The 12,654-nt window shown below is 73.8% G+C and carries 12 protein-coding genes; 4 read left to right on the top strand and 8 right to left on the bottom strand.

Annotation, left to right across the window (positions count from 1 at the left end; all coding sequences use genetic code 11):
- Positions 1-121: 121 nt before the first annotated feature.
- Positions 122-526 (top strand): RidA family protein, encoded by a 405-nt coding sequence (locus ACGF07_RS07680; RefSeq protein WP_392896335.1) that lies wholly within the window; start codon positions 122-124, stop codon positions 524-526.
- Between the two features lie 20 nt (positions 527-546).
- On the opposite strand, the gene ACGF07_RS07675 is transcribed toward ACGF07_RS07680, so the two are convergent.
- Complete coding sequence (locus tag ACGF07_RS07675) at positions 547-1,032, bottom strand: SRPBCC family protein (RefSeq protein ID WP_392896333.1); 486 nt, start codon at positions 1,030-1,032, stop codon at positions 547-549.
- Positions 1,013-1,639 carry a metalloregulator ArsR/SmtB family transcription factor gene (locus ACGF07_RS07670; RefSeq protein ID WP_392896331.1) on the bottom strand — a complete coding sequence of 209 codons (627 nt, stop codon included), beginning with the start codon at positions 1,637-1,639 and terminating at the stop codon, positions 1,013-1,015. Before ACGF07_RS07670 ends, ACGF07_RS07675 begins: the two co-directional genes overlap by 20 nt.
- 296 nt (positions 1,640-1,935) lie before the next feature.
- On the opposite strand from ACGF07_RS07670, the gene ACGF07_RS07665 reads away from it, so the two are divergent.
- On the top strand, positions 1,936-2,688 hold the full coding sequence (locus ACGF07_RS07665) for a ScbR family autoregulator-binding transcription factor (protein WP_392896329.1): 753 nt from the start codon (positions 1,936-1,938) through the stop codon (positions 2,686-2,688).
- Positions 2,689-2,875: 187 nt separating this feature from the next.
- On the opposite strand, the gene ACGF07_RS07660 is transcribed toward ACGF07_RS07665, so the two are convergent.
- Together ACGF07_RS07660 and ACGF07_RS07655 are read right to left on the bottom strand one after the other, a co-directional pair.
- Positions 2,876-3,685, bottom strand: coding sequence for a MerR family transcriptional regulator (locus ACGF07_RS07660; RefSeq protein WP_392896327.1), 810 nt, complete (start codon positions 3,683-3,685; stop codon positions 2,876-2,878).
- Positions 3,685-4,980 (bottom strand): serine hydrolase domain-containing protein, encoded by a 1,296-nt coding sequence (locus ACGF07_RS07655; RefSeq protein WP_392896326.1) that lies wholly within the window; start codon positions 4,978-4,980, stop codon positions 3,685-3,687. Before ACGF07_RS07655 ends, ACGF07_RS07660 begins: the two co-directional genes overlap by 1 nt.
- 234 nt (positions 4,981-5,214) lie before the next feature.
- On the opposite strand from ACGF07_RS07655, the gene ligA reads away from it, so the two are divergent.
- Together ligA and ACGF07_RS07645 are read left to right on the top strand one after the other, a co-directional pair.
- Complete coding sequence (gene ligA / locus ACGF07_RS07650; RefSeq protein ID WP_392896324.1) at positions 5,215-7,326, top strand: NAD-dependent DNA ligase LigA; 2,112 nt, start codon at positions 5,215-5,217, stop codon at positions 7,324-7,326.
- Positions 7,327-7,644: 318 nt separating this feature from the next.
- Positions 7,645-8,436 carry a putative protein N(5)-glutamine methyltransferase gene (locus ACGF07_RS07645; protein ID WP_392896322.1) on the top strand — a complete coding sequence of 264 codons (792 nt, stop codon included), beginning with the start codon at positions 7,645-7,647 and terminating at the stop codon, positions 8,434-8,436.
- Positions 8,437-8,604: 168 nt separating this feature from the next.
- Here ACGF07_RS07645 and ACGF07_RS07640 read toward each other — a convergent pair whose 3' ends face one another.
- From ACGF07_RS07640 to ACGF07_RS07625, 4 genes are all read right to left on the bottom strand, one after another.
- A complete protein-coding gene (locus ACGF07_RS07640) occupies positions 8,605-9,033 on the bottom strand; it encodes a PPOX class F420-dependent oxidoreductase (protein WP_392896319.1) in 429 nt (142 codons plus the stop codon).
- A 173-nt stretch (positions 9,034-9,206) separates the two neighbouring features.
- On the bottom strand, positions 9,207-10,604 hold the full coding sequence (locus tag ACGF07_RS07635; RefSeq protein ID WP_392896317.1) for a pyridoxal phosphate-dependent decarboxylase family protein: 1,398 nt from the start codon (positions 10,602-10,604) through the stop codon (positions 9,207-9,209).
- A 131-nt stretch (positions 10,605-10,735) separates the two neighbouring features.
- Positions 10,736-12,070 carry an RNA polymerase sigma factor gene (locus tag ACGF07_RS07630; RefSeq protein ID WP_392896662.1) on the bottom strand — a complete coding sequence of 445 codons (1,335 nt, stop codon included), beginning with the start codon at positions 12,068-12,070 and terminating at the stop codon, positions 10,736-10,738.
- A complete protein-coding gene (locus ACGF07_RS07625) occupies positions 12,043-12,462 on the bottom strand; it encodes a YciI family protein (protein ID WP_350737515.1) in 420 nt (139 codons plus the stop codon). The genes ACGF07_RS07630 and ACGF07_RS07625 overlap by 28 nt, the downstream gene beginning before the upstream one ends.
- Between the last annotated feature and the right edge of the window lie 192 nt (positions 12,463-12,654).

Raw genomic sequence — 12,654 nt, 5'->3', positions numbered from 1 at the left:
GGTGAATCGTGGGCACACGGGCCTTGGCCGGGCCGGGAGTTCACCGTAAAAGCGTTTGACCGGCGTTCGTGAGGGGCCAACGATGGGCGCGAACGTTCGGTCGCGACCCTCGGAGGACCTCGTGAAAAGCGCCGTCAAGCTGGTCCGCAGCACGCGCCTGACCCCGGCCGTCGACTACGCCTACGCGGCGGTCGTCGACGCGCCCGTCCGCTCGCTCTGGCTCGCCGGGGCCTGCCCGTTGGACGCCGAGGGGCGCACGGTGGCCGTCGGCGACTACGCGGGTCAGGCCCACCAGGTGATGCGCAATCTGATAACCGTGCTGGAGGAGACGGGCGCGGCGCTCACCGACATCGTGCGGACCACCGTGTACGTGGCCTCCGGCGACCAGGCGGACCTGGTCAAGGTGTGGGACGTCTACCGGGAGTACATGGGGGAGCATGACGTCCCGAGCACGTTGCTCGGCGTCTCGGTGCTCGGCTACCACGACCAGTTGGTGGAGGTGGAGGCGGTGGCCGTACTGCCCTGACGCGCCCCGCACCGTCGGGCTCAGTAGGCGGCGAGCAGGGCGTCCAGCTTCTGGTAGCCCTCGACCACGCCCCGCTCCATGCCGCTGGCCAGGATGGCGTCCCGGGCCGCAAGGCTGTCGACCACCGACAGCACGGTGACACGGGTGCGGCTCTCGCCGACGGGCTCGAACACAGCGGTGTCCAAGGAGACGCCGTCCGGCACGCCCTCGAAGGTGAAGGTCTGAACGAGCCGCGTGGCCGGCCGCACCTCGTGGAACGAGCCGTAGAAGCCGGCGACTTCCCGGCCCTCGCGGTACACCGAGTAGCGGTAGCAACCGCCGGTGCGGGCGTCCCAGGTGTCGATCTTCATGTCGAGGTCCCGGGGGCCGAGCCACTGGGCGACCAGTTCCGGCTCGGTCCAGGCCCGGAAGACCTGGTCCTGCGGGGCGTCGAACTCCCGGACGATCCGGATGGTGGGAAGGGCGGGGTCCGCTTCGATCCGGGTCTCACGGTCGGTGGGGGTCATGACGGGCTCCTTCGTTCTGCTCGGCGCGGGGGTTGTCGGGCTCGCGCCTGCTGGGCTCAGGCTTGCCGGGGTCCGGCTTGCCGGGATCGGGCTTGCCGGGTTCGGGCCTGGTGTCCCGGTCCGGGGTCCGGACCTGCCGGGGCGGTGTCCGTAGGTCTGGCTCGGCATCAGTGCCGGTGCCAGCGCCGGGTTCAGGGTCGGTGCCGGGTTCGGGGCCGGTGTCGGGGTGGGCACCGGGGGCCGAGGTGTTCACTGCCGCGAGGACGGCGTCCAGACGGCTGAACCGATCCTCGGCCTGGCGGCGGTAGCGTTCGATCCAGCTCGTCATCAAGTCGAACACCTGCGGCTCCAGATGGCACGGTCGCCGCTGGGCGTCCCGGCTGCGGCTGACCAGTCCGGCTTCCTCCAGGACCTTGAGGTGTTTGGAGACCGCCTGCATCGAGATCGCGTAGGACTCCGCCAGCTCGCCGACCGTGGCGTCCCGGGTCGAGAGTCGGGCCACGATGTCGCGCCGGGTGGGATCGGCCAGGGCGACGAACGCCCGGGAGAGCGGATCGATGGCCACCGCACACCTCTGTTCATCCTCAACCGATTGGTTGATGACCACGTTACTCCCGCCGGGGACACTGTCAACCGATCGGTTGAGGAGGGGGCGCCCGCCGGTGTTCACGCGGCCGGCGCCCGCGAAAACCGGTCGCTCGGTATTTCTTGGTGGGGCGGCTCAGAGCCTTCATTGCGGAGGCGGCGGGGCGTCGGAACCCTGTGGTTGCCCGGCGCCCACCCCTGGCGCAACTGGGAGGACCGGGAGGAAGGGTGAACGCTTGGGTGGGGAGCGGAAGGAGTTTGCAGCGATTCCCTCGGCCGCGTGGTTCCCGGGCCGTCGGTAGCTAAGATACGGGGTATTTGGTTTTGTTTGCGGAAGCTCAGGGCGGGGTGGTGGCGGTGGTGCGGCAGGAGCGGGCGCGTCGGACGCGTCGGCTGATCCTGGAGGCCGCGGCGTCGGTCTTCGACGAGTTCGGCTACGAGCGCGCCACGATCGGGGAAGTGGTCTCCCGGGCCGGAGTCACCCGGGGCGCCGTGTACTTCCACTTCGCCTCGAAGCGGGATCTGGCCAGAGGAGTGGTGGAGGAGCAGTTTGGCCAGGACGGTGTGCCCGAACGCAGCTGCAAGCTCCAGGAGTTCGTGGACACCGGCATGGTGGTCGCCCACCTGATGCCGCGTGACCCGCTCCTCAGCGCGGGTGCCCGGCTCTCGCTCGGCCAGGACCTGTCCGACGATCTCGGTGGCGGTGCGATCCGCACCTGGATCGACCGGACGGAGGCGCTGCTGGTGGCCGCCGGCCAGCGCGGAGAACTGCTGCCGCACGTCGTCCCGGCTGACACCGCGTGGGTGATCACCGCGGCCTGGACGGGCGTGCAGATCCAGTCCCAGAAGCTCTCCGGTCGCGCCGACCTGGAGCAACGGGTGTCCGGACTGTTCCAGCACCTGATGCCGAGCATCGCGGTGCCCGGCGTGCTGGGCTCGCTCCAGATGGGGCCGGACCGCGGCGCCCAGGTGGTCGCCGAGGCCGCGGCGGCCCGTTCGGCCCCGCACGGGGGCGAGGAGTCGACGGACGCTCGCGCCGGGACTGCCGAACGGGTCGCGGCCGGTTTGTGAACGGCAGGGGTGACCGGAGCCGGTTCTGGACGGCCGCCCCGGCTGCCCGGTCCGTGGTAGCCGGTCCTGCGCGGAAGGCGGCTACGAGACGGGAACCCACGCCGCTCCCGGACGGGCGCGGCCGCGGAAGCGAACGGAGCGTTCGGGCCCGCGCGTACGGGCGGGCGGCTGAGGCCGCCGGGGCACGTCACCTCCGCTGACGGTGCGGAACCGGCACCTCCGCCGAGCGGTGGGGGACAAGAACCCCCGCCCAGCGGAGTCTGGCCTCGGTGAGCGCCGTCAGCCGGGCCGAGACCGGCGCCCGTTCCTCCCGGTGATGGTTGATCAGCCGGTACTGGGCAGAGGCCCTGGTCCAGGCCCGCAGGCTCGCGGGATCACCCAGCAGGGCGGGATTGGCGAGGTAGCGGTCGGCCATGGCGGCGGCGAGTTCCCCGACCCTCGGGTCGTCCGGTTCCCAGTCCTCGGCCTCCTGGCCGCGCTTGGCGAGATCGACGAACTCGGGGTCGTCGAGGCAGTGTTCGAGCTGTGCCACGAAGCCGTCGAAGCCCTCCGGCACCAGGGCCCGGGCCAGCACCAGCGCCTCGCGCTGTGCGGCCACGTAGTCGGGGCTCAGCCCGAGGCCGGGCATCCGGTCCAGGACGGCGCAGGCGCGATCGGGCAGCAGCGCCCGATCGCCGTCGGCGAGCCGCTGCAGCGTGTCGCGGCGCGCGGTCAGCTCTGCGATCCGGTCGTTCAGCCGCCGCTCGACATCGGCCAGGGCGGCAGTGAACCGCTCGGCGTCGGCGTCGAGCAGGGGTCCGATCTCGGCGAGCGGTACCCCGGCGGCGGCCAGTGTCCGGACCTGTACCAGCCGCAGCAACTCGTCCGACCCGTACCGCCGGTAGCCGGAGCCGTCGCGCCGCGGTTCGTCGACCAGCCCGAGCTGGTGGTAGTGCCGCACCGTCTTCACCGTGACGCCGACGAAGGCCGCCGCCTGCCCGATGGTGACTCCGTTCATCACTGCTCAGCCTGTCCTTCTCCGGCCTGGCGGATGCGCTGCCCCGCCAGGCCGTGGGTGAACGGACCCCGCCGGCCTGACCGGCTCGGCGTGGCCCCGGTGAATTCTGCGCGGGGCGAGTTCGGAAGGAGCCCCCGGTCACGCAGGGTACGGCCTTCGGCGGTCAGCTCCTCGGCCGGGCCGGGCCGGGCCGGATCGGTCCGCCCGTCCAGGAACACCGCCTGGACGAGCCGCTGTTGGGCGTTCTGGAACGCCGGCGCGATGGACAGCTCGGCGTCGTCCACGTAGTTCAGGCCGGCGGTCATGGTCGTGCCGCCGTCGGCGGTGCTGTACATCAGCGCTGCCGAGCCGATGGTCGCGCCGTTGTGGTGGAAGAGGGTGGGGCCGCCAAGGCCGGTGTCCTGGACGAACACCCCGAGGCCGTAACCGATGGTCGCCTCCGGCGTGCGCATTTCCGCCAGCAGAGCGGCCGGCAGCAGCCTGCCGCCCATCAGGGCGGAGAAGTAGACATGGAGGTCCCGGGTGGTGGTGATCATGTCACCACCGGCCGAGACCCAGGAGGGGTTGTGGCGGGTGACGTCGACCGTCCGCTCCCGCCCGGCGTCCCGGTAGCGGTAGTAGCTGCGGTTGTGGGGCTCGGGGACGGCCGGCGAGGTGCCCGGTGCCACGGTGCCGGTCAGGCCCAGCGGTCCCAGCACGAGCCGCTGCAGCTCCTCGGCGAACGTGCGGCCGGTGACCCGCTCGATCACCAGGCGGGCCAGCACGTAGTTGGTGTTGGAGTAGCTCCAGCCCGTCCCCGGCGCGAACCGGCCCGGCCTGGACAGGGACAGTCGGACGAGGTCCTCGGGCCGGTAGGTGCGGAACCGGTTCCTCACCCACTCCTCGCCCTGCCAGGGCACCCCCGGCTCGACCGTCCCGTCCTCGCGGAGCTCGCCGGTGTGGTTGAAGATCCCGCTGGTGTGCTGCAGCAGCATCCGCACCGTGATCCGCCCGTCCAAGCCGAAGCCGGGGAGGTGCTCCTCGACCGGCGTGTCCAGGCCGATCCTCCCCTCCGCGACCAGCATGAGCGCCGTGGTGGCGACGAAGCTCTTGGTGGTGCTGCCCGCGCGGAAGTGACCGTCGGTGTGCGCCTCGGCGCTGCGGCCCGACTCCCTGACCCCTGCGCCGCCGACCCATGTGCCGTGCTCGTCGTTCACCCGCAGCTGGACTCCGAGGAAGCCGGACTCGGCGATCTCCTCGATCGCCCGCCGCAGCTCCGGTCGGTCCTGCCGCCGGTCGGTCCGGGTGGTGGACATGCCGCTCCTCCGCGTCGTGGTGCCCGGTGCCTGCCCCGGGCCGATGCGACGACCCTCCACCCTGCCCCAGGGGCAACCTCAACCGTGTTCCGGATCACATGTGCCGCCCGCCTGATCCTCACCGCACCCGTCCCGGTGCCGGGCCCGCCGGTCCGTCCCGGTGGGCCGCGCCGTCGCGCGGGGGCGCCTCCGGCGGCAGGATCGAATGTCAGTGCTGCTCGACATGATGGGGCCATGAAGGACGCAGCCACGACGGCTTCCCCCGCAGCCCCTGCCTTCCCGGCGGCCCCCGCCTCCCCGGCAGCCCTCGCCTCCCTCGCAGCCCTGGCCTCGCCGGCGGCCTACGCCGAGGCCGTCGCCACGGCCGTCCGCGCCGCCGCCGCGTACTACGCCGACGGTGCCACCCCGCTCGGGGACGACGAGTACGACGCCCTGGTACGGGCCATCGAGGCCTACGAGCGCGAGCACCCCGGCGAGGTGCTGCCCGAGACGCCCACCGGCAAGGTGGCCGGCGGCGCGGCAGTCGGAGACGTCCCGCACAGCGCGCCGATGCTCTCGCTCGACAACGTGTTCTCGGCCGAGGAGCTGGAGTCCTGGGCCGCCGGGCTGGAGCGCCGGCTCGGCCACCCGGTGGCCGCCTGGTGCGTCGAGCCGAAGCTGGACGGGCTCGCCGTGGCCGCCCGCTACCGGGCCGGCCGGCTCACCCGACTGCTCACCCGGGGCGACGGCCTGGCCGGCGAGGACATCACCCACGCCGCCGACACCGTCCTCGGCCTCCCGGCCCGGCTCGCCGAACCGCTCGACGTGGAACTGCGCGGCGAGGTGCTCCTCACCCACGAGCAGTTCGAACGGGCCAACGCCGTCCGCACCGCCCACGGCGCCACTCCCTTCGCCCATCCGCGCAGCGGCGCCGCGGGCACCCTGCGGGCCAAGGACCGCGCCTACCGGCTCGAGCTCACCTTCTTCGGTTACGACGCCCTCGGCCTGCCCGGCCTCGACCACGGCGACCTGCTCGCCCGGCTGGCCGAACTCGGCGTCGGCACCGCCGCCGGTACGCAGGCGGCGCCGCGTCGCTGCGCCACCCTCGCCGAGGTGGAGCAGCGGATCGGCGAGATCGCCGGAATGCGCGCCGCGCTGCCGTTCGGGATTGACGGCGTAGTGGTCAAGGCGGACGCGGCGGCCGACCAGGAGCGGGCCGGCTCCGGCTCCCGGGCCCCGCGCTGGGCGGTGGCCCGCAAGCTGCGGGCCCAGCACAAGGTGACCCGGCTGCTCGGGGTGGAGTGGAACGTCGGGCGCACCGGCATCATCGCGCCCCGGGCCGTGCTCGAACCGGTGGTGATCGACGGTGTCACCGTCACCTACGCGACGCTGCACAATCCGGCCGACATCGAGCGCCGCGGCCTGATGCTCGGGGACCAGGTGTTCGTCTACCGGGCCGGGGACGTCATCCCGAGGGTGGAGGCCCCGCTGGTCGACGAGCGCACCGGCGTCGAACAGCCGATCGCCTTCCCCGAGGCCTGCCCGCGCTGCGGCGACGCCATCGACACCTCCGAGCAGCGCTGGCGCTGCGTGCGGGGCCGCGGCTGCCAGACCGTCGCCTCGGTGATCTACGCGGCCGGCCGCGACCAGCTGGACATCGAGGGACTCGGCGGCACCCGGGCCGTCCAGCTGGTCGAGGCCGGGCTGGTGACGGATCTCGCCGACCTGTTCACCCTCAGCCGGGAGCAGCTGCTCACCCTGGAGCGGATGGGCGACACCAGCGCGGACAAGCTGCTCGCCGCCATCGAGACCGCCCGCACCCGGCCGCTGAACCGGGTGTTCTGCGCCCTCGGCATCCGCGGGACCGGCCGCACCATGTCGCGCAGGATCGCCGCCCACTTCGGCAGCATGGCCGCGATCCGCGCCGCCGACGCCGAGGCGCTGGCGGCCGTGGACGGCATCGGGGTGGAGAAGGCGGCCGTGATCCTGGCCGAACTCGCCGCCGTGGGGCCGCTGTTGGACCGGCTGGCGGCGCAGGGGGTGGGCGTCGGGGTGACGGAGCCGGCCGCTGCCGCAGCAGCCCCTCCGACCACAGCGGACCAGGGCGGTTCGGCCGGCCCGCTGGCCGGGCAGAGCGTCGTGGTCACCGGCAGCATGCCGGGTGCTCTGGCCGACCTCTCCCGCAACGCGGTGAACGAGCTGATCGAGCGCGCCGGCGGCAAGGCCTCCTCGTCGGTGTCCAAGCGCACCACGCTGCTGGTCGCCGGTGAGAAGGCGGGCTCCAAGCGGGCCAAGGCGGAGGAGCTCGGCGTGTCGATCACCACGCCGGAGGAGTTCGCGGTGCTGGTGGCCGACTTCCTCCCCTGACCAGCCGGCCGGACCCGGCCAGCGGATCCGCCGGTGTGCTGGCCTGCCGGCCCGCCGGCCTGCCATTTCCCGGGTCGCGCCGGGTACCAGAAAAGGCCTGATCACCGGCGGCGCCGGTGCGGTAGGGTGACCGACGCCGCATACGACCGTCACGCAGGGAGGTGAGACCCATTACCGGTATGTCCGAACGGGTGCTCCCGGAGCGCGGCCGTGCGGGCGCCCCGCGCGCGTAGCGCGGACGCGTCGACGCGGCGTCGGCCCTGGCGGGAGCCCTGACGGAGTCCTCCGTTCTTCTCCTGTCCTGCCCAAGGGGTCCCTTTGCCGGTCTTTCCCTCCACCGCTCTCCGTTCCTCGGTCGTCGCCCGGCTGCGTGCCGCCGGCTGCGTGTTCGCCGAGGACGAGGCGCGGATCCTGCTCACTGCCGCCGCCACACCCTCCGAACTGGCTGCCATGGTCCGGGCCCGCGCCGAGGGGCGGCCGCTCGAACACGTCGTCGGCTGGGCCGAGTTCGCCGGGCTGCGGATCGCCGTCGACCCCGGCGTGTTCGTGCCGCGCCGGCGCAGCGAGTTCCTGGCCGCCGCTGCCGCCCGGCTGACCCGCCCCGGTGCGCTGGTCGTCGACCTGTGCTGCGGCAGCGGTGCGCTCGGTGCCGCCGTGGTGGCTGCGGTCGGCCACCCGGTCGAGCTCTACGCGGCCGATCTCGATCCGGCCGCCGTCCACTGCGCCCGGCGCAACCTGGCGGGCACCGGCGCACGGGTCTTCGAGGGCGACCTGTTCTCCGCCCTGCCCGACGCGCTGCGCGGGCGGGTGGACGTGCTGATCGCCAACGTCCCGTACGTTCCGACCGGTGACATCGAACTGCTGCCCACCGAGGCCCGGGTCCACGAGGCCCGGCCCGCACTGGACGGCGGCACCGACGGGCTGGACGTGCTGCGCCGGGTGGCCGCCGGGGCGCCGGGCTGGCTGGCCGCCGGAGGGTCGCTGCTGTTCGAGACCAGTGACCGGCAGGCGGCGGGCGCACTGGCCGTGGCCCGGGCGGCCGGCCTGGCGGCCGTCGCCCGCCGGGACGACGAACTGGACGCCACGGTGGTCGTCGCGACCAGGCCGTGAGTGAGGACCGCCCCGGTCACCGCACCCCCGTGGCGGTGGCCGGGACGGTCGGGACAGTCGCACCAACCCCCGGACCAACCCCCGTACCAACTCCCGAGCCAGCGCCCGGTCCAGCCCTCGAGCCAGCGCCCGGTCCAGCCCCCGGTCCAGCCCCGCTTCGGCCCGTTCTCAGATGCTGGTCCCGTACACGTGGTCCACGGGGATGGTGAGCAGCACCCGGCGGTCCGCGACCATCGCCTGGCGGTACTCCGCCCAGTCCGGGTGCTCCCCGGCGGCCCGGCGGTAGTAGTCCACCAGGGCCTCGACCTCGGGGCCGTGCGGGTCGGTGCCCGGGCCGGTGAGGGTGGCGACGCCCTCGGCGGTCGCCCAGGAACGGCCGTCCGGGCCGGTGACCTCCAGGCTGACCCGCGGATCCCGGCGCAGGTTCGCCGTCTTGGCGAGCCCCTCCCGGGTGGAGATCAGGATCGCGTTCGCCTCCCGGTCGTAGTAGGGCATGACGGGGGAGAGTTGGGGACGGCCGTCCGCCTTGATGGTGGCGAGGATGCCCAGGCGGCTCTGGGCGAGGAGCGCGTACGGGTCGTAGGCAGTGGTGGTCATGGGACCATCATCGGGCTTCACACCGGTGTCAAGGTCAAGGGGTGGCAGGTGTGTTGCGCAGCGGGTGCGCGCGGCGGACGTCCGCCGCGCCGCCCCGTCGCCCCGCGTGTGACCGACTCGCCCAGGAGTCTCCACGGCGACGGGGCGCATCCGCAACACGCCGCGCCCCGCGGTCAGTTCGGCGCCAGCTTCCGGACGGCGCCGGACAGCGCGGTCGCGGTGCGGCGCACGTCCGCGTCCGTGGTGCGCCAGTTGCTGAAGGCCGCGCGCAGGGCGGCCTGCCCGCCGTAGCGGGTGGGCGTCAGGAAGGCCTCGTCGGAGACCTCGGCCGCGAGCGCGGCGAGCCGCTCCGGGGTGGGGTCCTCGGCCAGCGTGAAGCAGACCACGTTGAGCCGGACCGGGGCGAGCAGGCGCAGGCCGTCGGTCGCGTCGACGGCCTCGCCGAGCGCGCGGGCGCCGGTGACGCAGCGTTCCACGATCTCCCGGTGCCCGGCCCGGCCGTAGGCGCGCAGGGTGAACCAGGCGGCGAGCGCGCGCAGTCGGTGCGAGTTCTCCGGGGTGAGGTGGACGAGGTCCGGGTGCTCGCCGAGGGGGCCGAGGTAGGCGGCGGCGTTCCGGAAGACCTTCGCCTGGAGGTCGCGGCGGCGGGTGAACTGCACGGCGCTGTCGTAGGGGACGTTGAGCCACTTGTGGAGGTCCACGCAGACCGAGTCGGCGAGGTCCAGTCCGGCCACCAGCCCGGCGTGCTCCGGCACGAGGGCCGCGAAGGCGCCGAAGGCGGCGTCCACGTGCAGCCAGAAGTCGTGACGGTCCCGGAGGGCCGCGATCGCGGACAGGTCGTCGAAGTCGACGGTGTTCACCGTGCCCGCGTTCGCCACCACGACGCACGGGCCTTCGGCCTCGGCGAGTGCCCGCTCCAGCGCGGCGACGTCCACGGCCTCGCGGCCGGGCAGGGTGGGCACGGCGGTCAGTGCCCGGCGGCCCAGGCCCAGCACGCTCAGCGCCTTGGACACGCTGGAGTGCGCGCTGCCCGACAGCACCCGCACCCGGCCCAGCGCGGCGGCCCCGTCCTCGGCCACGTCCACGCCGAGCCGCTCGCCGAGCCACTCCCGGGCGATCGCCAGACCGACGGTGTTGGACATGGTCGCACCGCTGACGAAGGTCCCGTCGTGCACGGGGGAGAGGCCGAACAGGTCGCGCAGCCAGCCGACGGTCTCCGCCTCCAGGTGCTGACCGGCCGGATCCAGCGAGGAGTTGGAGTTCTGGTCGGCGGTGGAGGTCAGCCAGTCGCCCGCCAGCGCGGCCGGAGTCGCGCCGCCCGTGACGAAGCCGAAGTAGCGCGGGCCGGCGCCTGCCGACAGCCGGGGCTGCCAGCGTTCGCCGAACGCCGCCAGGGCGGCTCGCAGGCCCTCGCCCTCCTCGGGAAGCGGCTGGGCCGGTGCCGGCGGATCCGGGTGCCGGGGGACGACCGGGCGGTCGGCGAGGCCGGCGAGGAACGCGACGGCCTGCCGTCGGGTCTCCTCCAGCAGGGCGGGCAAGTGGGCCAGGTCGGCGGCGAGTTCGGGGTGCATGGGGCTTCTCCGTTGATCGGACGTCAGCCCGACGGTAGCGGGACGGAGAGACGGTGTCGCGGGCCAATCCGACCCGAGTGGCCTGGTCGGAGGAGGTGCGCCGACCGCCGGGGGCGGGACCGGCGCCGACCTCACTCCAGCGCGGACGCCTTGCGCAGCAGCACCGACCGCTCCCGCGCATTGCCGCACAGGCGGGCGGCCAGCTCCAGCTCGGCCCTGGCCTCGACGGTGCGGCCGAGCCGGACCAGCAGCTCGCCGCGCACGGTCGGCAGCAGGTGCGAGCCCGACAGCCGGCCGGCGGCGACCAGGTCGTCCACCAGGCTCAACGCCTCCTGCGGGCCGCTCGCCATCGCCACGGCCACCGCCCGGTTGAGCTCCACCACCGGCGAGGGGGCCACCCGGCCGAGCGCCTCGTAGAGGAGCACGACGCGCTCCCAGTCGGTCTCCCGCACGGAGGGCGCCACGGCGTGGCAGGCGGCGATGGCGGCCTGCAGACCGTACGGGCCGATCCCCCGCCGCAGGGCCGAGGCCCGGCCGAGAGCAGCCAGACCGCGCCGGATCGCCGACCCGTCCCACAGCCTCCGGTCCTGGTCCTCCAGCAGGACCGGCTCGCCGTCCGGCCCCGTCCGGGCGGGGAAGCGCGCGGCCGTGAGTTCGAACAGCGCGAGCTGCCCGTGCACCTCCGGGTCGGCGGGCAGCAGCGCGGTCAGCATCCGGGCCAGCCGGACGGCCTCGTAGGCGAGGTCCGGACGCAGCAGGCGGTCGCCGGTCGTCGCCGTCGACCCCTCCGTGAAGATCACGTACAGCACGCTCAGTACGGCGCCGAGTCGCTCGCGCCGCTCCTCGGGCGGCGGCAGCTCGAAGGGGACGTGGGCCGCGGCGAGCGTCTTCTTCGCCCGGGTGATCCGGGCCTGGACGGTCGGCACCGGCACCAGGAACGCCCGGGCGACCTCCTCGCTGGACAGGCCTCCCACCACGCGCAGAGTGAGTGCGACCCGGGCCTCGGGCGAGAGCACCGGGTGGCAGGCGGTGAACATGAGCGCGAGGACGTCGTCGTCGACCCGGTCGGGGTCGAACGGCAGGTCGTCCTCCGGCCGCTCGGGCGCGGCCGCCGCGCCCGAGCTGAACTCACCCTCGACCAGCGGGCCCGCGAGCGCCGCGTACCGCTCGTCCAGCGCCGACCTGCGGCGGAAGGCGTCGACGGCCCGCCGCCGTGCGGTCGCCAGCAGCCACCCCACGGGGCTGGCGGGGGCGCCGTCCCGGGACCAGGACACCAGCGCCTCCGCCAGCGCCTCCTGGGCGACGTCCTCGGCGAACGCGAAGTCCCCGGTGTAGCGGGCCAGCGCGCCCACGATCCGGGCGGACTCGATCCGCCAGACGGCCTCGACGGCCCGCCGCGCCGACTCGGCGACCGGCGGGCCGTCGGGGACACCGGACGTCACAGCTGGCCGGTCCGCTCGCGCCAGGCCCGCTCCTTGACGATCCACTCGTTGTCCTGGGGGAACTCGTCGATGCCCGGCACCCGGCGCACCTCGCACTTCGAGCCGGGGACGGCCGGGAGCCGCTTGGCCCACTCGACCGCCTCCTCCTTCGAGGCGACGTCGATCAGGTAGAAGCCGCCGAACAGCTCCTTCGTCTCACCGTACGGCCCGTCGGTGACCACCGGGGTCTCCCCGCTGAAGTCGACCACCACGCCCTGCGACGGATCGTCCAGCCCCTCCGCGGCGACGAGCACGCCCGCCCGGATCAGCTCCTCGTTGAAGCGGCCGACCGTCTCGAGCATCTCCTCGAAGGGCGTCTCCATCATCTTCGCGACGGACTCGTCCGTGCCGCGCATGATCAGCATGTACTTGGCCATCTTCGCTCTCCTCGATCAGGGGCCGTTTCTCGACCCTCTCAGACCTAGGTCGAACGGGACCAGCCCGGGATCGACACGAGGGACGGATTCGCGGGAATTTTTTCACGGGTGCCCCGGACGCCTTGGAGTGCCAGGCCAGGCCGGTGCCCCGCGGTGGGTGCTGCGTCGTGCACGCGAGGACGCGGTGCCGTG

This window comes from Kitasatospora sp. NPDC048194 (assembly GCF_043202455.1).
GTDB lineage: Bacteria > Actinomycetota > Actinomycetes > Streptomycetales > Streptomycetaceae > Kitasatospora.
Note: the sequence above shows the minus strand (reverse complement) of the source record. Positions and strands in the feature narration are given on the sequence as shown.